Source organism: Rhodococcus sp. Q, assembly GCF_005503035.1.
Lineage (GTDB): Bacteria > Actinomycetota > Actinomycetes > Mycobacteriales > Mycobacteriaceae > Rhodococcus_G.
This window is the reverse complement of the sequence record NZ_SCOY01000001.1, coordinates 366,032-383,660: the sequence shown is the minus strand read 5'-3', so window position 1 is coordinate 383,660 and position 17,629 is coordinate 366,032. Positions and strand designations below refer to the sequence as shown.

Here is a 17,629-nt window from a genome sequence, read left to right as displayed (position 1 = left end):
CTCGACAGGAGCTACCTCATGCATTTCCACGACGATGCCCTCTTCCCGGAGAACCAGGACAAACTGGTCATCACGGCTGCGCCGTACGGTCCCGAGTGGGAGCCGGACGACTTCCGCGAGGACCTGCCGCTGACCATGGAGGAGCACGTCCAGCAGGCCGTGGATTGCTACGAGGCCGGTGCGTCGGTGCTGCACATCCACGTGCGTGAGCTCGACGGCAAGGGCAGCAAGCGCCTGTCGAAGTTCAACGAGCTGCTCGCGGGTCTGCGCGAGGCCGTCCCGGAGATGGTCCTGCAGGTCGGCGGATCCATCTCGTTCGCGCCGGAAGGTGAAGGTGCCGAAGCGAAGTGGCTCTCCGATGACACCCGGCACATGCTCGCCGAACTCGATCCGAAGCCGGACCAGGTGACCATCGCGATCAACACCAGCCAGATGAACATCGCGGAGCTCTTGACCGCGGACGACGTCGCGGGCACGTCCCTGGCGCGTCCGGAACTGCAGGAGACGTACCGGGAGATGACGATCCCGGCGGGGCCGGGATGGGTCGAGGAACACCTGCGACGCCTGCAGGCCGCCGGCATCCAGCCCCTGTTCGCGCTGACCGGCATCACCGGCCTCGAGAGCGTCGAGCGGCTCATCCGCCGTGGCGTCTACACCGGCCCGCTGAATGTGACCTGGACCGGGATCGGCGGCGGCATGGAGGGGCCGAACCCGTACAACATCATGAACTTCGTTCAGCGCGTCCCGGACGGCGCGGCCCTGACCCTCGAATCCCTCATGCGCAGCGTGCTGCCCGTCAACACGATGGCCATCGCGATGGGCCTGCACACCCGCTGCGGCAACGAGGACACCATCTGGGGCCGCAAGGGCGAGAGAATGACCTCGGTCCAGCAGATCGAGCAGCTGGTCCGCATCGCCGGCGAACTCGGCCGCGAGGTCGCCACCGGCAAGGACGCCCGCGACATCTACAAGATCGGCACCACGTACGCCGACGCCGACGAGACCCTCGCCAAGCTCGGTTACGCCCCGAACCGGCGCCCCGGCCAGGTCGGGTTCACCCACCACGCCTAGGACACCAGGTCGTTTCACAGCGGGGTACGGAACCGAGGCTCGTGCCCCGCTGCCGGGTGTTCCCTCGGGCACCCGGCCATGCCGTGATCTGCGCCCGATCCTCGGCCGTCGAGTTCTGCCCACCCCCGATCCAGGAGTTACACGTGATCAATGGCTTGACCATGGATGACTACCCCCTGTCGCTGACCGCCGTGGTCGAGCGCGCCGAGCGTTTCCACAGCGGAAAGGACGTCGTCACTCGCCGCCCCGACGGCAGCATTGCCCGGACCACGCTCGGGTCGTGCGCCAGTCGGGCACGTCGGCTTGCCACCGCGCTGGCCGGGCTCGGCGTCGGGGACGGTGACCGGGTGGCGACGCTGTTGTGGAATCAGGCCGAGCACCTCGAGATGTACTTCGCGGTCCCCTCGATGGGCGCGGTCGTTCACACACTCAACCCGCGCCTGCACCCCGACGAACTTGCATTCATCGTGGGGGACGCGGGGGACCGGGTCATCGTGGTCGACGAATCCCTGCTCGAGGTGTTCGACGGCTTCCGTCGCACGCATCGGTTCGACCACGTCATCGTCGTCTCCCAGGGAGAACCGGCCCCGGAAGGAATGCTCGACTACGAGATCCTGATCGGTGAGTCCGAGCCGATGGAGTGGCCGCTTCTCGACGAACGACGTGCCGGCGCAATGTGTTACACGTCCGGCACCACGGGTCGACCGAAGGGTGTCGTGTACTCGCATCGAGCGCTGGTGCTCCATTCGTTGACCGTGGCGCTGCCCGATGCCCTGGGCGTATCGGTGCAGGACACGTTGCTGCCGGTGGTGCCGATGTTCCACGTCAACGCGTGGGGTCTGCCGATCGCCGCCGCGCTGCTCGGGGCGCGGCTCGTCCTACCGGGGCCGAAGCTGGACCCGGTCAGTGTGCTCGACCTGATCGAGGCCGAATGGGTCACCATGACCGCGGGGGTGCCGACGGTGTGGATGGCGATGCTCGACGCGCTCGACGCACAGCCGCAACGCTGGGACCTGGGCCGTCTCGAACGGTTGATCGTTGGTGGGGCGGCGGCTCCGCGCAGTCTGCTCGAGGGGTACGACCGTCACGGCCTGACGGTTGTCCAGGCGTGGGGAATGACCGAGACCGCGCCGGTGGGCACCGTCAGTCGCCTCCCGGTGGATCTGCGGGACCGTGCGGCCGATGAGCAGTACGAGTTCCGCGGCAGGCAGGGTGTCGCAGTTCCGTTCTTCGACATTCGCGCTCGGAACGAGGATGACGGATTCATCGAGTGGGACGACGTGGCGATGGGCGAGTTGGAGGTGCGGGGCCCGTGGGTCGCGGCTGCCTACCACAACGGTGCGGGCACAGACAGTTTCACGGCTGACGGATGGTTCCGCACCGGGGACATCGTCCGTATCGACCACCGTGGCTGTATCCGAATCTGTGACCGCTCGAAGGATCTCGTCAAGTCCGGCGGCGAGTGGATCTCCTCGGTCGACCTCGAAAACCATCTCATGGCGCACCCATCGGTGGCGGAGGCGGCGGTGATCGCCGTCCCCGATCCGAAGTGGGGTGAGCGCCCCTTGGCGGTGCTTGTCCTGCGGGACGGCCTGACCGCGGACCCGGAGCAGCTCCGTGAGCATCTGTCGGGTGAGTTCGCGCGGTGGCAGCTGCCCGAGCGGTTCGAGTTCGTTTCCACTATCCCGAGAACAGCCACCGGAAAATTCAAGAAGAGGGATCTACGCGAACAGTTCACCGCTTGAGCTCGTGGCTGTGAACTCAGGCGGGGAAAGGAAGCCGAACCTGGCCGGAAACCCGTCCGGAATCGGGTGCAAACGGGTGTGAGGGAGGACGCCGCGGCGCGTACGGGGTGCCGCCACCAGAGCGCCATCCACAGCATCGGTGCGCACTACGACCGTCATGTGGTTCCGGTGGTCGAGCGGGTCGCCGCCGACTTCGAGATCGACTCGCCGGCAGTGCCGATGTCGGTCCCGGAGTTCGGCGACCCTGTGCCGCTCGAGGTGTTCCTCGACCGCTACCCCAGCACCGAGGCGTTGCTGGCGACGACGAAGAACCGGCAGAACACCTCGACCCGCGGCGGGATCCGCAAGGCCGACGCAACCCTGCGATACGCGGCGATCCTCCGCGATCACGAGATCCACACGATCCAGGACGCACGCGCGCTGTTCGCCGACCACGCCATCTGGCGTGCCGCACGCACCGGACGATGACACCGAACGCCGCTGCCCCGACATCGCACCCACCCGGAGAAGGATCTCCGGGCATTCAACTCCGCACTTGCGAAACACTATTCAGCGCCTGCCCCGGTTTCGCCGGGAGACGGACGGTCGGGCCTGGGCGTTTGACTGCGGGGGAGGGGACCTGGGGCTGCATGAGGCCGGATGCGAATGTGTCGGTGGCCCCCGCTACAACTGATGGTGCGATTCACACTCACACCGATCAGAGGGGCGCACGATGGGGTTTTTCACGAAGGACGCGGTACCAGGTCTCGGGAGCGTCCTCGCCCCACTGTCTCAGGACCGGATCAAGGCAGCGCTGGAGCGGTCCGATTGGACGTACAGCGTCGATCCCGACGGTGACATCTTCGGCTCCTGGGAGTACGGGTCGTTCTTCTTCTTCGTCAACGGCGCCAGCGGAGAACTGTTGTGTGTGCGCGGATTCTGGCGGGGCAAGCTCGAGGAATCCGACTACGTGAAGGCTCTCGAGCTCTGCAACGCGTGGAACTCCGAGAAGCTGTGGCCGAAGGCGTATCTCGAACGTGACAGCGAGGGTCGGATCCGTGTCAACGCCGAACTCAACGTCGACTACGAGCATGGTTTGACCGACGACCAGCTCCGGCAGCATCTCCTGTGTGCCATCAACACCAGCATGACGTTCTTCGAGCATGTGAACGAGACGTTCCCCGAGGTGTGGGAGCAGTTCGAGTCCGAGGAGTAGCGGCCCGCGCCGATCAGGGATCGGCGCGAACCACAACGGTGCCGTGAGCACATCGGTACCCAGTTCTCTTCGGCTACAACGTGAGTACTGCTCGTAGTTTCCGTCTCGACATCTCAGGAGCCTCGTGTCCGATCGTTTCCAAGTCGACCTTGCCGGCATGGTCGACCTGCTCTCCCGACATCTCTACTCCGGCCCGCAGGTGTTCCTGCGCGAGCTCGTCCAGAACGCGGCCGACGCCGTGACCGCACGGCGCGAACTCGACCCCACTGCGGAGGCGGCGATCCGGCTGAGCACGGGCACCGACCCGAGCGGGCGGCCGACGCTCGAGGTCACGGACACGGGCATCGGCCTCACCGCCGACGAAGCCGCGGAACTGCTCGCAACCATCGGACGGTCCTCCAAGCGGGATCCGATGCTGGGGCTCGGACGAACCGAGTTCATCGGGCAGTTCGGCATCGGTCTGCTCTCGGCGTTCATGGTCGCCGACCGCATCGAGGTGCGGTCGCGGAGTGCCCGGCACGTTGGATCGGCGATCCGCTGGATCGGATGCGCGGACGGCACGTTCGAGGTGAGCGAGGACGCCGATCCGGATGCACCGGTGGGCACGTCGGTGCGGCTGACCGCACGTCGGGACGCCGAGCACTGGCTCGCGAACGACACCGTGCTCTCGCTCGCCGAGGAGTACGGTTCGCTGCTCCCCTTCGACGTCGCCGTGCGAGTACCCGTCGCCGGCTCGTCGCCGATGTGGCGGCGCATCACCCAGCCCGAACTGCCGTGGCGGGTCGCGTATCCGACCCGCACCGCACGGGAGCGAGCGCTCGCCGAGTACTGCGAGCGGACGTTCGGGTTCACACCGCTCACGCACATCGATCTCGACCTCCCGGTGGCCGGGGTGTCCGGAGTCGCGTTCGTGCTGCCACAAGCGGTGTCACCCGGTTCCGGCCAGCACCGCGTCTACACCAAGCGGATGCTGCTCGGCCCACGAGTCGACAACGTGCTTCCCGAGTGGGCGTTCTTCACTCGAGCCGTCCTCGACACGAGCACCCTCTCGCCGACGGCGTCACGCGAACAGATCCACGACGACGACGCGCTTCTCGGAGTGCGCGACGCACTCGGCCAACAGATCACACGGTGGGCCGTCGACACGCTGAGCGAACCCGGCGCACTCGCGCGTTCCGTACTCGACACCCATCACCTCGCGCTGCGCGCGCTCGCGCTCACCGACACCGATGTGCTCGATCTCGTGGCCCGAGTGCTGCCGTTCGAGACGACGGATCGGCCCTTGACCCTCGCCGAGGCGGCCCGGGACGGCGAGATCGTCTACACCACCACCACCGAGGCCTACCGAAGGGTCGCGGCCGTCGCCCGCGCGCAGGGTCTGATCGTGGTCAACGCCGGCTACGTCTACGACGCCGACATCATGCAACGCCTCGCCCGGCGTCGTGGCTGGCGAACGCGGGAGTTGCAGAGTTCCGACCTGGTGCAGGTGCTCGGGGTGCCGGGCGTCGCCCGCGAGATGGAGCTCGCTTCGGCGGTCGCACACGCGCGCGACCTGCTCGCCGCCGACGACTGCGACGTCATCGTGCGCACCTTCTCGCCGGACACGGTGCCCGCGATCCTGCTGCGCGACTCGGAGTCCGAGCACCGGCGCGAACGCGAGCGGGAACGCGCGGCGTCACCCGACCTCTGGGGTGGGCTGCTCGACTCCTTCGCCGACGAAAGCCCTTCCCGCACCCGCACCCTCGTCCTCAACGACGACGCGCCAGTTGCCCGGAGCCTCCTGGCCGCCCCGCACGGGGAGGTGTTCGCGGCCGGCCTGCGGTCGCTCTACCTCGCCGCGGTCATGCTCGCGGGCGATGGGCTCCGGTCCGCCGAATCTGCCGCGCTCTCCGGCGCGCTCGGTGTCCTCCTCGACGCCTCGCTTCGATCTGCCGCGCTCGAATCAGACCCTTCACGACAGGAAGACACCCCGTGACAACCTCTGCTGCGTTCGAACTCCGTGACATCAGCCGGATGCCCTACGGGGTCGCCCGCATCGCCGCTGCCGAAACCGTGACCCGCCGAATCGAGGCGGAAGGGCCTCGGGAACTGCTCGCGGAAGCGCTGCTCGACCTGGTCGAGGCGTACACGTATGCGGGGGAGGGCGCGAAGTCGTTCGTCGTGTTCGCGCGGCTGCTGCGGCTCTGGGACGAGAGCCCCGAGCTTTTCGACGGCCAGGACGAGCACAACCTGTTCTGGGAGTTCAAGTGGATTGCCTCGGACCTCCCGCACTTCCCGCAGATCACCGCGGAGCAGGGGGCCGCGTTCCTCGAGGACATGGAGCGCCGGTATCGGATCGTCGGGCACGGCCTGTCCGCGGTGCGCATGAGCTGTTTCCGTTGGGCATGGCACACCGGCCGTCCGGATGCCGAGGCCGCTCGACTCGCGTGGATTGCCCAGGTGCGCGACGAGTTCGACGACTGCCGTGCGTGCACGATCGGGCAGCAGGTCGTCTTCTTCACCGAGACGGGGCGTCACGAGGAGGCCGTCGAGCTCGGCTTGACGCAGGACGACAGCTGCAACCTCGAGCCGACCATCACCCACCACGCCGTCGCGCTCTCGGCACTGCTCATCGGCGATCCGGACCTCGCGCGGGACCAGCACCGCCGGGCACTCGCGTCGCTCGACGCGAGCAACCGGGAACTCGCGCCGTCGAGAGGCCAGAACTTCGAATTGCTCGCCCGTGGTGGACATCTCGAACGTGCGTTGCGCGTTCTGCGCAACGACGACGCTTCGCTCCTCGACCAGGCTCCTTCGCCGCTGAAGCGCCTCCATTTCCTCATCGGCGTGCTGGCGGGGCTCTCGGCCAACCTCGACCAGGGCGACACCGCCACCGGTTTGCGTGAACCGGAGCGCGGCACCGTCGCCGCGCTGCACACGTGGGTGCGCGCGCAGGCCGACGGACTTGCGGCGCGGTTCGACGCCCGCAACGGCAATCGCTACCACGCCGACCTCGTCGCCCGGGCGCTCGCCGCGACGCGCACGGATCGTCCGCTCGATCTCGAGAGCGGCGCTTCGTCCGCCAACTCCGCCGCGCCGTCGGGTGCCGCCTCGGCCGCAGTCGTCTCGGGCGCCGGCGCTTCGGCTGACGAACGGTTCGCTCGGGCGGAAGCCTTCGCCGCGCGACGGGACTACCGGGATGCGCGCGCCGAGTACCTGTCCGCCGCCGCAGAATTCGAAGCGCAAGGCCTCCTCGACCGCGCGGGACTAGCCTTCGCCGAAGCAGCCCAGTGTGCGGCGGAGACCGATGACGACGAGGTCGCGCACGAGACCTTCGGCGCGGCCGTTCCGCGACTCGTCGCAGGTGGAGCGCCGGAGGCGGTCACCGCGGCCGTCCTCACCGCCTGGGCACCGCTCGCGGTTCGAATGGATGCGATCGGCGAACTCCTCTCGTCGCTGGCCGAGTTGCTGGCACGGGTCGAATCTCCACTCGACACCTCCGCCCTCACCGAGGAACTCGCCGAGCGGCGCCGCGCCGAACACGTGCGCACCGTCGCGACGGTGCGGGACACGCTCGCGCGGACGCTGGCGGGCGCCCAGACCTGGCAGATCCCAGCCGAACTCGACGCCACGAACCCCGCTGACGAAGCCATCCGGGCGGGCGAGGAGTTCGCCCGCCTCGGCCTCGTCGTCGATGCCGCGCACGCCTTCTGGCTCGCCGGCAGGGTGCAGCGTGCGGCGGGCATGACCGACGCTGCGGTCTGGGCGCTGGAATCGGCTTTCGAGGGATTCACCGCCGTGGGCAATACCGCCGACCGCGCCGAGGCCGCTGGAGAACTCATCGAACTCCTGCGCGCCAGCGGTCAGTCCGACCGAGCCGACCAGGTCACTGCACAGCTCACACGGTGACCGACACCGGCAGGTCGACGCCCTCGTCTCCGGCTGCCCCGTGCCGCGGAATCATCTTCGCGGCACAGGGTTCGAGTTTCCCTGACGTCGGGCAGGAGAAACCCTAGGCGGTCTCCAGGTTGCTCAGGATCGGGCGCAGACGCGCAAGGGCGCGTTCGTCCTCGACGGCGATGTCGCCGGTGGAGTCGAAGCGCTCGTCGCGGTCGACGAGGGAGCGGAGCGCCTCCGCGACGGCGCTGCGGACCGGTTGCGGTGCTGCCGTGAGCCGTTCGGTGAGCCTGAGCCCATGGCCGCGCGCGTACCGGTCGGCCACGGCACGCGTGACGACCTTCGCGATTCGTGCGGGAGTGCCGGGTAGGGGCAGTCCCGCATCGAGGAGGGCGATCGCGGCGGCGGCGCTGGCCTTGGCAATGGGACCGTTGTAGTCCCTGCGGTCGGTGACGACGAGATCGGTGAGCAGGGACTCGAGGTCGGTGCGCACCTCGGGCGACAGCAACTGCTGCGCGCGCCACTCGAATGCGAGGCCGATGGCTTCGTCGATCGGGCCGCGCCCGGCGTCGAGGATGCCGCGAAGCACGACCCAGCCGGTTTCGGCCCCGCCCGAGTCGGCGGCGGCGAGGATGCGTAGGGCGGTCAGCTGGTCTCCACGCTGGTAGTCGGCCGTCGCGGGCTCCGTGCCTGCGAGGCTGCGGCACCAGTCGAGGAAGCGTGGGTCGGTGCGGTCGGCCCAGTGCGCCAGCACCTCCGACTCCCGGTACCGGAGGTCGGCGTCGAGGACGCGATGGAAGTCGCCCGGGTCCCTGGTCAAGCGCGCTAGAGCGAGCAGCACGGTCGCGTCGCCGGTGACGCTCGCCTCGCGGATCCGGGCGATGCACGCGGTGTCGTCCCACGTCGCGAGTGCAGCGGCGGCGTGCTTCGGCGCGACGGCGAGCAGTTCCCGGACCTCGGGCAACGCGCCGGCGGCAGCCTCGGCCGGCCAGGAGGCGAGCAACTCTGCGAGGTGCCCGGCGCCGTCCCGGGACGGATCGGCGGGCGGCTCCTGCCGCAGCGCCTGCCGGATGCCCGCGACGAGCATGGTGGCGGACGGCGCGCCCTCGCGCACGAGCGCGAAACCGAGCGCGGACCGTCCGGACGCGGACGTCGACACCATGAGGCCGCGCGCGGCCGAGTTCGTGAGGAAGGCCTGGGCCATCGGGCGGGCCCACCGTCCGTCGCCCGCACGCAACAGAGCCAGAGCGGAATCGGCCCGGGCATCGGTGTCGAACGTGCTCGACCCGACGGCGGATGTGCCACCGGCAGTGACTCTTTCGGCGAGATCGCCGAGTGAGTCGCAGACCTCGGGTGTCGGTGGGCACTGCCGGAGTGCTGCGATCATCGTCTCCGGCGCGGCCTCCGGGAGCGCCGCAAAGGCGAGCAGGCGGCGGACCGCGGCCGGAGCATTGCGCCTCGAGCCGATGACGACATCGACGAGCCCTGCGATCGTCGCCTCGTCCGGCGTGGGCAGCGCGGCCAGTACATGAGCCGACGCGTCGGGGTTGACCGCGCTCAACCACTCCGGAAGGTTCGCGACACCGAACGCGATGCGCGGTGCCACCTCGACGGCGAGCTCCCAGCCCGCTACCAGCGCGTCGAGGTCGGTGGTCGCGGCGTCGCCGGCCGCGATCCGGGCAAGCGTCGCCGCCGTCACCAGGCCCGGATCTCCGTCGGAGAGAGCCTCCGAAGCATCGGCACCGAGGGTGGTGAGCGCCGCGACACACGCCTGCTCGACCTGCCCAGCCGGGCGGGCGCTCGCCCGTGCCCCGAGGGTGTCGAGGGCTGCGGAGTCGGCCGTGCCCGCGGTGGCCTGGAGCAGTGCCGCTGCCGCGGCCTCCGGGCCGGCGTCGGAGATCAGGGGTCGTACGAGCGCGGCGATCCGGGTCAGCGACTCTCGGGCCGACCGGACGATCGTGGCGGTGTCGGCGTCGTCCACCTCGACCTGCTCGTAGTCGCGCACCGCGTCGGCGAACATCAGCAGCAACCACGCGGTGTTCTCCGCATCCGCGGCCTGCCGTGCGCCGAGCAGCGACGCGATGGACACCATCGCCGGTGGGGTCGAGTCGTAGAGCGTTCCCTGATGCAACACCGACGCCCACAGGTTGTGTAGCGACTCTTCGGCGGTCTCCGCGCCTGTCAGCAGCTCGATCCAGCCGGGCACATCACTCGCATCGCCGTATGCATGCTCCAGCATCGACCAGTCGACCTCGGCGAGGTGGGTTCGCACGTGCGTGCCGGTCATGAGTCTCCTTGTCGCGGAACAGCCGGAAGTCGGTCAGGACGTCGCACACCGCTGTCAGAATCTACGGGACCGAACGCCGTGGAGTTCGCCGGGACAGCGCCTCCCTCGAGAGGATGCGTGAGTCAGGGTTCGCCCTGCGGGACGTGAGCGTCGTCGATGTGTTCGTCAGGCCAGACCGATGATTCTGGGCTGCGTGATGGGTCTATCCGTGCAAGAGCGGCTTTTGCGGGTAGGGCGCCGGCCGGTGCAGACAACGACGGAGGGAAACCTGATGGCAGTCGGGACGAGCACGATCGACGTCAACGGCGTCGCACTGGGGGTGGAGCACTTCGGGGACGCGGCGGCGCCGCTGATCCTCCTCGTGGGAGGAACCACCATGCTCTCGTGGCCCACCGCCCTGTGCGCGGCTCTCGCCCGTGGCGGGCATCATGTCGTGCGGTACGACCTCCGCGATTCGGGGGCATCGACCACGGTCGATCCCGAGTCGCCGGCCTACACGCTGCGCGATCTGGCATCGGACGCCGCGGCGCTCGCCCTCGAACTCGACCCCAGACCGGCGCACCTGGCGGGCATCGGTGTCGGCGGAATGGTCGCCCAGGTCGCCGCGCTCGATCATGCGCACGCCTTCAGCGCGCTCACGCTAGTCGGAACGAGGCCTGTCGCTCCGGGTCCAGTCGACGACGACCTGCCTGACCATGACGGGGCGACCATGGCCCGGCTGTTCTCGCTTCCGAGGCCGGACTGGTCCGACCGCGCCGGCGTGGCGGAGTTCGCCGCCGCAGGCGCCGAGATCCGTGGTGATGACCCCGCCGCCGCGCGGGTCACCGCCGAACGCATCTGGGACCGAACGCCGGGCACCGCGTCCGCGATCCAGATGGCCAACCAGCTGCGAATGGTGTTCTCCCGACTCGACTGCACGCCGCGCTGGCGCGAACGTCTGCCCGAACTCACGATCCCGGCACTGGTGGTGCACGGCAGGCGCGACCCGTTCTTTCCCGTCGGCAACGGCGAAGCGTGCGCGCGGGAGATCCCCGAGGCCCGGCTACTCGTCATCGAGGATGCAGCGACCGCGATCCCCGACGCGGCCACCGGTGAGGTGGCGGCGGCGATGCTCTCGCTCGGACGGTAGCCACGTGTCGGGTTGGAGTCCCGAGCCGGAGTGCCGTCGCGGTGCCGCCCGCGCGGAGTTCGTCACTTTCAGTGAAAGCCGTTGTGAGCGAACACTTGTACGGGCTGGGGAGCGCGGTGACGAACCGGCGCGGGACGTCAGCCGCGGGGTCACGCCAACTGGATGAGCTCCACGTACTCCTGGGACCAGTGATCCTCGGTGCCGTCGGGTAGCAGGATCACCCGTTCCGGGTTGAGGGCCTCAGCGGCGCCGGGGTCGTGGGTGACCAGCACGACCGCGCCGGCGTAGCTGCGCAGCGCCTCGAGCACCTGCTCGCGGGAGATCGGATCGAGGTTGTTGGTCGGTTCGTCGAGCAGCAGCACGTTCGCCGCCGAGGACACCAGTCCGGCCAGCGCCAACCGGGTCTTCTCTCCGCCGGAGAGGGTCCCGGCGGGCTGCTCGAGCTGCGGTCCGGTGAACATGAATGCACCGAGCAGGCCGCGCAGGTCCTGTTCCCCCGCGTCGGGCGCGGCGTGCCGGATGTTCTCCCAGACCGTGGCCTCGTCGTCGAGGGTGTCGTGCTCCTGGGCGAAGTACCCGACCTTGAGCCCGTGACCGGGCACGAGCTCGCCGAGGTCCGGCGTCTCCGCGCCCGCCAGGAGGCGCAGCAGGGTCGTCTTGCCCGCGCCGTTGAGGCCCAGGATCACCACGCGGCTGCCCCGGTCGATGGCCAGGTCGACACCGGTGAAGATCTCCAGCGAGCCGTACATCTTGGTCAGGTTCCTCGCCGTCAGTGGCGTCTTGCCGCACGGCGCGGGCTCCGGGAACCGGATGTGCGCGACCCTGTCCGCAACCCGGACATCGTCGAGCTCCGCCATCAGCTTGTCGGCCCGCTTGGCCATGTTCTGCGCCGCGGTCGCCTTCGTCGCCTTGGCACCTAGCTTGGCGGCCTGGGCACGCAGCGCGCCGGCCTTCTTCTCGGCGTTGGCGCGCTCGCGGCGGCGGCGCTGCTCGTCGGTGGCCCGGGCGTCGAGGTACTTCTTCCAGCCCATGTTGTAGAGGTCGGCCTCGCCGCGCACCGCGTCGAGGAACCACACCTTGTTCACCACGTCGGCGAGCAGGTCGACGTCGTGGCTGATCACGATCAGGCCGCCGTCGTGGTTCTGCAGGAAGCCTCGCAGCCAGGTGATCGAGTCGGCGTCGAGGTGGTTGGTGGGCTCGTCGAGCAGCAGCGTGGTGTTCGACTTGCCGCCGGAGCCGTCCGAGGCGGCAAACAAGATGCGGGCCAACTCGACGCGGCGGCGCTGACCACCCGACAGTGTGCGCAGCGGCTGGGTCAGGATCCGGTCCGCGAGCCCGAGGCTGTTGCAGATCCGGGCTGCCTCCGACTCGGCCTCGTACCCGCCTAGCGCGGCGAACCGTTCCTCGAGCTGTCCGTACTTGCCGATTGCCCTGTCACGTACGGCGTCGTCGACGGCATCCGCCATGATCGCCTGCTGCTTCTCCATGTTGCGCAGGATCTCGTCGAGCCCGCGGGCCGAGAGCACCCGATCCCTGGCCAGGATGTCGAGGTTTCCCTCCTTGGGATCCTGTGGCAGGTAACCGATTTCACCGCTGCGGATCACCTCGCCCGCGTAGGGTTCGCCCTCCCCGGCGAGGATTCGCAGCGTGGTGGTCTTGCCCGCGCCGTTGCGTCCGACGAGGCCGATCCGGTCCCCGGCCTGGACGCGCAGGGCGGGCCCGGACGCGGTGAGGAGTGTTCGGGTACCGGCGCGGACTTCGAGGTCTGTGGTGGTGATCATGTGAGTTCCCTGGAGGTGTGTTGTCGAGACCGGTGGGGCGCGAGGCTCCGAGGCGACGGCAGTGCTGTTCGTGCCGGAGTGGCCGCACGGTGGCGAGGACCGTTCTCGCGAGCGGGGCACGCGCGGGCGTGCGTGCGCGGCGAAGGGCTGCGCGCCGGAACGGAATCGAAGAACCCGGGAATGCGGGTGGTGTGCAGCCGAATCGTGGTCGGCTAGCGGAGGTCGCTCATCCGTGACGGCGTCAGCCGATGAGTCTCTGCACCCAGATCAAGCCAACGCGGAGCCGCCGACGGCTCTTCTTGGCTGGTGGGATACGCATGGCGGGACACTCTGCCGCCCGGGCGGGGCCGTGTCAATTCGATTCGGGCACCGTGCGGTGTGACCTTCCTCGCGAACCTCGATCATGTCCCGGACTCCGGCAAGGTCGCCGTCATCCCGCGCCCGGAGGGAATTCCACCTGAGTATCTTGCTCAACAAGCTAGATGTCGCTAGCTTGTTGAGCATGAGTGCTGTGGAGAGACGAAGCCTCGTGCTTCGAGGCGTGCTGGATCTTTGCCTCCTGGCACTGCTGAGAGAGCGGCCCGTGTACGGCTACGAACTGACGGAGCGGCTGGCCGAGCAAGATCTGCTCGTCGCTGGAGGATCGGCCTACCCGTTGCTGGCTCGCTTGGAGAAGGCGGGCCTCGTGGTGTCCGAGAAGCGGCCGTCTCCGTCAGGGCCGCCGCGAAAGTACTACTCGCTCAGCGAAATCGGCATCGAGGTGCTTGCCAGCGGAACGTCGGAATGGCTTGCGCTCTCCAGCAGCGTCACCTCACTGCTGCAGTCACCAGACCGGGCTACCAACAACGGAACGGGCGTCGCATGAACACCACGAACACGCAAGTCGACCACGGTGAGCTCCAGGGGACCCTCCGGGAGGCAAACCGACTCTGGCGCCGCGCCGGCGTCCGTGGCTCGGACCGAAAGATGATGCTCTCCGAACTGGAGGCGGAGATCGACGGTGCCCTCCGGGACGGCCACGACGCGTCCGCGGTCCTCGGTGAGGACAGCTCACGGACCCTCCGGCAGTGGGCGGACGAGCGGGGACTGTGCGGGCGTGCCTTGCGGCTGGAGCTGGTCGTTCCAGCTGTCGTTCTCGGCGCAGCGGCTGGACTGGCGGTGATCCTGGTCGCCGTCTTCGCTGGGTTCGCGGGTCGTCCGACCGTAGATCTGGGGCCGTTGGTCCTGCCCATGTACGCGTCGTCAGGCGCATTCGCCTATCTGTGCGCCCTGCTGTTCGTGTGGATCACCCTTCGCCGTGATCCACGGGCATCGTCGACGCTTCGGTGGCTGTCGGTACTTCTGCCGGCGGGAGCAGTCCTGAGTATCGGAGCCGGCATGGCAATCGCATGGTGGAGGAACTTCAACCCGACCCCGATCGTCCTCGCCGTGGTGGTCGGAGTCGTGATCGTCGTGCTCGGGACGACTGCCGGCATTGCCCGCCACAGCGCGGTCACCGGGACACGACCCGAGACGATCTGACTCCCGGCAATCTTCTTCCGATTCGTCGTCTCGTTCACGCCTGCGGGACGGTTTCGGCGACCGGATTGTCGACCCGGGGGAGCGCTTTCATATGCTGGGGGGCGCGCACGTCGAAATCAGGGCCGGTCGCGAGTGGTTCCACCGATCCGGAACGCTGACCAGCGAGTGACGTGCGTCTCGTCCGGGCCGAAATCCGTCCCACGGACCTGTCACACGAGCCGGAAGGCGAGGGAGCGTAGTGAGCACAGCGGAACTTACCCAGTGGAACTCCGAGGAGGCTCTCGCGGAGGCGATGATTCCGATCATCGGCGGTCTGCACCGGACGCACTCGGTGACGGTTCTGCTCCACAGCCGCTCGCTGGTGAACCGGTCGGTCATCCAGATTCTGCGTACCCACCGCTTCGCTCGGCAGATCCGCGGCGACGAGCTGTCCGTCGAGGAGACCTTCCCGTTCCTCCAGGCGCTGACCGAGCTCGACCTGCGCCCCTCGAAGATCGACCTCGGCCTGCTGGTGTCGGCGTACCACGCCCACGGTGAGGGGACCTCGATCCCCGAGTTCGTCGCGGAGCGTCTCACCGACCTCGTCGGTGGCGCCCAGACGAGCCCGGCGAAGCCGCAGGACGTCGTCCTTTACGGCTTCGGCCGCATCGGTCGCCTCGTCGCCCGTCTGCTCATCGAGAAGGCCGGTTCGGGTAACGGCCTGAACCTGCGGGCCGTCGTGGTCCGCAAGGGTGGCGACGACGACCTGGTCAAGCGGGCCTCGCTGCTGCGCCGCGACTCCGTCCACGGGCAGTTCAACGGCACGATCAAGGTCGACGCCGAGAACAGCACGCTCATCGCCAACGGCAACGTCATCAAGTTCATCTACAGCAACGACCCGACCACCGTCGACTACACCGAGTACGGCATCGACAACGCCATCCTCGTCGACAACACCGGTATCTGGCGTGACCGCGACGGGCTGTCGAAGCACCTGCGCCCCGGCATCGCGAAGGTCCTGCTCACCGCGCCCGGCAAGGGCGACGTCCCGAACATCGTGCACGGCGTCAACCACCGCAGCCTCGACCAGGACGAGACGATCGTGTCGTGCGCATCCTGCACCACGAACGCCATCGTCCCGCCGCTGAAGACCATGGACGACGAGTTCGGGGTCTCGCGCGGCCACGTCGAGACCGTGCACTCGTTCACCAACGACCAGAACCTGCTGGACAACTACCACAAGGCAGACCGTCGTGGTCGTTCCGCGCCGTTCAACCTGGTGCTCACCGAGACCGGTGCCGCGTCGGCCGTCGCGAAGGCCCTTCCGGATCTGAAGGCCAAGATCACCGGCAACTCGATCCGCGTTCCCACGCCGGACGTGTCCGTCGCGATCCTGCACCTGCAGCTGAACCGTGAGACCACGAAGGCGGAGGTCGTCGAGCACCTGCGTCAGGAGTCGCTGACCGGTGAGCTGAGCCGGAACCTCGACTTCACGGCCGCCACCGACGCCGTGTCGAGCGACTTCATCGGCTCGCGGGCGGCGTGCATCGTCGATGCGAACGCGACCATCGTCGAGGGCGACACCGCCATCCTCTACGTCTGGTACGACAACGAGTTCGGCTACTCCTGCCAGGTGGTGCGCACCGTGCAGTACCTGTCCGGCGTCGAGTACCCGATCTACCCGGTGGTGGAGGCCGCGGACCTGGCGGCCGTCAACTGACGACACCGTAGTTCCCCGACAACGCCCCGCGAGGACATTGCTCCTCCCGGGGCGTTGTCGCGTTCGGGTGGGTGCGCGAGAGAGTCACAGTCCCGTTGGCAGGCCGACGTCGTAGAGAGACAGAACGTCCGCCGTGCCGCGGAGCGTGTCGACGACGCATTCCGCAGGCTCGGCGAAGATCGTCGGATAGTCGATCTCCCCGAGCGTGGGGTCGACGCCCCAGGCGAGTTGTTCCTCGTCCAGCGAGAACTGTGCGTCGACGCCGTCCTTGTTTCCGCGCGGATCCTGGCGATGCCAGGCGCCGTTGAGATGGACCGCGACCAACCCGTGCAGGACGTGTTCGTCCCCGTGCGCGAGGCGCTGGTAGCACAGGCCCGTCGGAACGCCTTCGGACCGCAACAACGCCGTCAACAGGTGTGACTTGGCGTAGCAGAGCCCGACGCGGTGCTCGAGGACCTCGCTCGCCGCCAGGGTGACCCGCGGGTCCTGGACGTCGTAGGAGTGGCCCACTTCGTCGCGCACCCACTCGAAGGCGGCCCTGGCGAAGGACACGTCGCTGTCCGAGCCCTGCCGGAGTGTCCGAGCAAGGGTTCGGATGGATGGGTCGTCGAGATCGATGAACTCGCTGCCTGCGAGGTAGCCTTCCGGCGATTCGGGGTCGGACAGCACGTCGACGGTTTCCATTCGCGGAATTGTCGGGGAGTCGGAGCGGGGCGGTCAAGCCGATTACGGCCACCCGAGAAAACGGAGGTCAGCGGCTGATCCAAGTGACCCGCAACCCCCGTACGAGGGGAACCGTCCAGGGAATTAGAGTCCCCCTGTGATTTCGCGCGAGGGTGTAATGGAACGTTCGGCCGATGGCAGCGATCGGTACCCGCTGCTGACCATCCGGGAGTTCTTCGACGGGAACACCGTCGAGGACTCGATCGCCCCGAACCAGTACGGGTACGGACGCCCTGATCTCGCCGAGATCGCACGCCGCCTCGACGCGCTGGCCGCCAATCGCGCCGTCGCCTGGGTACGCGTCCAGCCGCACGAGGAGATGTTCGAGGACGGGTACGACGGCGTGACCGCCGAGGGCATAGCGATCTGCACGACGCTGACCTCCGAGGAGATCGACGAACGCCTCGATGTGAAGAGCCTGCAGGCGGAGCCGACGTGGGAGGGCATGGTCTACGACCACGACGACTTCTGCGACGTGCCGGCCGTGCCCGGCAGCCACCGGGTGCTGTCCCTCGTCTGGGGCTGAACCGCTCTGGGCCGCGGAGCCTGGGTGGCCTCGCTCGCCCCGACCGATCAGTTGGAGGTGTGGAGCGCGAGCGGTA

At 68.5% G+C, this 17,629-nt stretch carries 14 protein-coding genes; 11 read left to right on the top strand and 3 right to left on the bottom strand.

Features of this window, described 5'->3' with window-relative positions; translation table 11 throughout:
* Nucleotides 1-18 precede the first annotated feature (18 nt).
* The 6 genes from FFS72_RS01855 to FFS72_RS01830 all read left to right on the top strand — a co-directional run bounded on the left by FFS72_RS01855 (nt 19) and on the right by FFS72_RS01830 (nt 7,899).
* Nucleotides 19-1,071, top strand: coding sequence for a beta-keto acid cleavage family enzyme (locus tag FFS72_RS01855; RefSeq protein WP_137872331.1), 1,053 nt, complete (start codon nt 19-21; stop codon nt 1,069-1,071).
* Nucleotides 1,072-1,232: 161 nt separating this feature from the next.
* On the top strand, nt 1,233-2,816 hold the full coding sequence (locus tag FFS72_RS01850) for a long-chain fatty acid--CoA ligase (RefSeq protein ID WP_137872330.1): 1,584 nt from the start codon (nt 1,233-1,235) through the stop codon (nt 2,814-2,816).
* A gap of 78 nt (nt 2,817-2,894) precedes the next feature.
* Nucleotides 2,895-3,284: a DUF8548 family protein gene (locus tag FFS72_RS01845; protein WP_212744306.1), complete on the top strand. Its 390-nt coding sequence runs from the start codon at nt 2,895-2,897 to the stop codon at nt 3,282-3,284.
* Nucleotides 3,285-3,528: 244 nt separating this feature from the next.
* Nucleotides 3,529-4,011, top strand: coding sequence for a type III secretion system chaperone family protein (locus FFS72_RS01840; protein ID WP_137872329.1), 483 nt, complete (start codon nt 3,529-3,531; stop codon nt 4,009-4,011).
* A 124-nt stretch (nt 4,012-4,135) separates the two neighbouring features.
* Nucleotides 4,136-5,986, top strand: coding sequence for an HSP90 family protein (locus FFS72_RS01835; RefSeq protein WP_137872328.1), 1,851 nt, complete (start codon nt 4,136-4,138; stop codon nt 5,984-5,986).
* On the top strand, nt 5,983-7,899 hold the full coding sequence (locus FFS72_RS01830; RefSeq protein WP_137872327.1) for a hypothetical protein: 1,917 nt from the start codon (nt 5,983-5,985) through the stop codon (nt 7,897-7,899). Before FFS72_RS01835 ends, FFS72_RS01830 begins: the two co-directional genes overlap by 4 nt.
* Nucleotides 7,900-8,002: 103 nt before the next feature.
* Here the strand turns inward: FFS72_RS01830 and FFS72_RS26305 are convergent, their stop codons facing one another.
* Nucleotides 8,003-10,174: a hypothetical protein gene (locus FFS72_RS26305; RefSeq protein WP_171018511.1), complete on the bottom strand. Its 2,172-nt coding sequence runs from the start codon at nt 10,172-10,174 to the stop codon at nt 8,003-8,005.
* Nucleotides 10,175-10,445: 271 nt separating this feature from the next.
* Between FFS72_RS26305 and FFS72_RS01820 the strand changes: the two genes are divergently transcribed.
* A complete protein-coding gene (locus tag FFS72_RS01820; RefSeq protein WP_137872326.1) occupies nt 10,446-11,303 on the top strand; it encodes an alpha/beta fold hydrolase in 858 nt (285 codons plus the stop codon).
* A gap of 149 nt (nt 11,304-11,452) precedes the next feature.
* Here the strand turns inward: FFS72_RS01820 and FFS72_RS01815 are convergent, their stop codons facing one another.
* Nucleotides 11,453-13,084: an ABC-F family ATP-binding cassette domain-containing protein gene (locus FFS72_RS01815; protein ID WP_137872325.1), complete on the bottom strand. Its 1,632-nt coding sequence runs from the start codon at nt 13,082-13,084 to the stop codon at nt 11,453-11,455.
* Between the two features lie 502 nt (nt 13,085-13,586).
* On the opposite strand from FFS72_RS01815, the gene FFS72_RS01810 reads away from it, so the two are divergent.
* The 3 genes from FFS72_RS01810 to FFS72_RS01800 all read left to right on the top strand — a co-directional run bounded on the left by FFS72_RS01810 (nt 13,587) and on the right by FFS72_RS01800 (nt 16,304).
* On the top strand, nt 13,587-13,949 hold the full coding sequence (locus tag FFS72_RS01810; RefSeq protein ID WP_137872324.1) for a PadR family transcriptional regulator: 363 nt from the start codon (nt 13,587-13,589) through the stop codon (nt 13,947-13,949).
* Entirely contained in the window at nt 13,946-14,605 is a 660-nt protein-coding gene (locus FFS72_RS01805; RefSeq protein WP_137872323.1) for a lysine exporter LysO family protein, read from the top strand. Before FFS72_RS01810 ends, FFS72_RS01805 begins: the two co-directional genes overlap by 4 nt.
* Nucleotides 14,606-14,843: 238 nt before the next feature.
* A complete protein-coding gene (locus FFS72_RS01800) occupies nt 14,844-16,304 on the top strand; it encodes a glyceraldehyde-3-phosphate dehydrogenase (protein ID WP_137872322.1) in 1,461 nt (486 codons plus the stop codon).
* Between the two features lie 84 nt (nt 16,305-16,388).
* Here the strand turns inward: FFS72_RS01800 and FFS72_RS01795 are convergent, their stop codons facing one another.
* Entirely contained in the window at nt 16,389-16,988 is a 600-nt protein-coding gene (locus FFS72_RS01795) for a transglutaminase-like domain-containing protein (RefSeq protein ID WP_137872321.1), read from the bottom strand.
* A 136-nt stretch (nt 16,989-17,124) separates the two neighbouring features.
* Between FFS72_RS01795 and FFS72_RS01790 the strand changes: the two genes are divergently transcribed.
* A complete protein-coding gene (locus FFS72_RS01790) occupies nt 17,125-17,553 on the top strand; it encodes a YfbO family protein (protein WP_502704064.1) in 429 nt (142 codons plus the stop codon).
* The last annotated feature ends 76 nt before the right edge of the window (nt 17,554-17,629 follow it).

Excerpts from the sequence above, each read along its gene's own strand:
- FFS72_RS01840 (WP_137872329.1), top strand. The coding sequence starts at position 3,529 with ATGGGGTTTTTCACGAAGGACGCGGTACCAGGTCTCGGGAGCGTCCTC.
- FFS72_RS01850 (WP_137872330.1), top strand. The coding sequence starts at position 1,233 with ATGGATGACTACCCCCTGTCGCTGACCGCCGTGGTCGAGCGCGCCGAG.
- FFS72_RS26305 (WP_171018511.1), bottom strand. The coding sequence starts at position 10,174 with ATGACCGGCACGCACGTGCGAACCCACCTCGCCGAGGTCGACTGGTCG.
- FFS72_RS01795 (WP_137872321.1), bottom strand. The coding sequence starts at position 16,988 with ATGGAAACCGTCGACGTGCTGTCCGACCCCGAATCGCCGGAAGGCTAC.
- FFS72_RS01810 (WP_137872324.1), top strand. The coding sequence starts at position 13,587 with ATGAGTGCTGTGGAGAGACGAAGCCTCGTGCTTCGAGGCGTGCTGGAT.
- FFS72_RS01855 (WP_137872331.1), top strand. The coding sequence starts at position 19 with ATGCATTTCCACGACGATGCCCTCTTCCCGGAGAACCAGGACAAACTG.
- FFS72_RS01815 (WP_137872325.1), bottom strand. The coding sequence starts at position 13,084 with ATGATCACCACCACAGACCTCGAAGTCCGCGCCGGTACCCGAACACTC.
- FFS72_RS01820 (WP_137872326.1), top strand. The coding sequence starts at position 10,446 with ATGGCAGTCGGGACGAGCACGATCGACGTCAACGGCGTCGCACTGGGG.
- FFS72_RS01805 (WP_137872323.1), top strand. The coding sequence starts at position 13,946 with ATGAACACCACGAACACGCAAGTCGACCACGGTGAGCTCCAGGGGACC.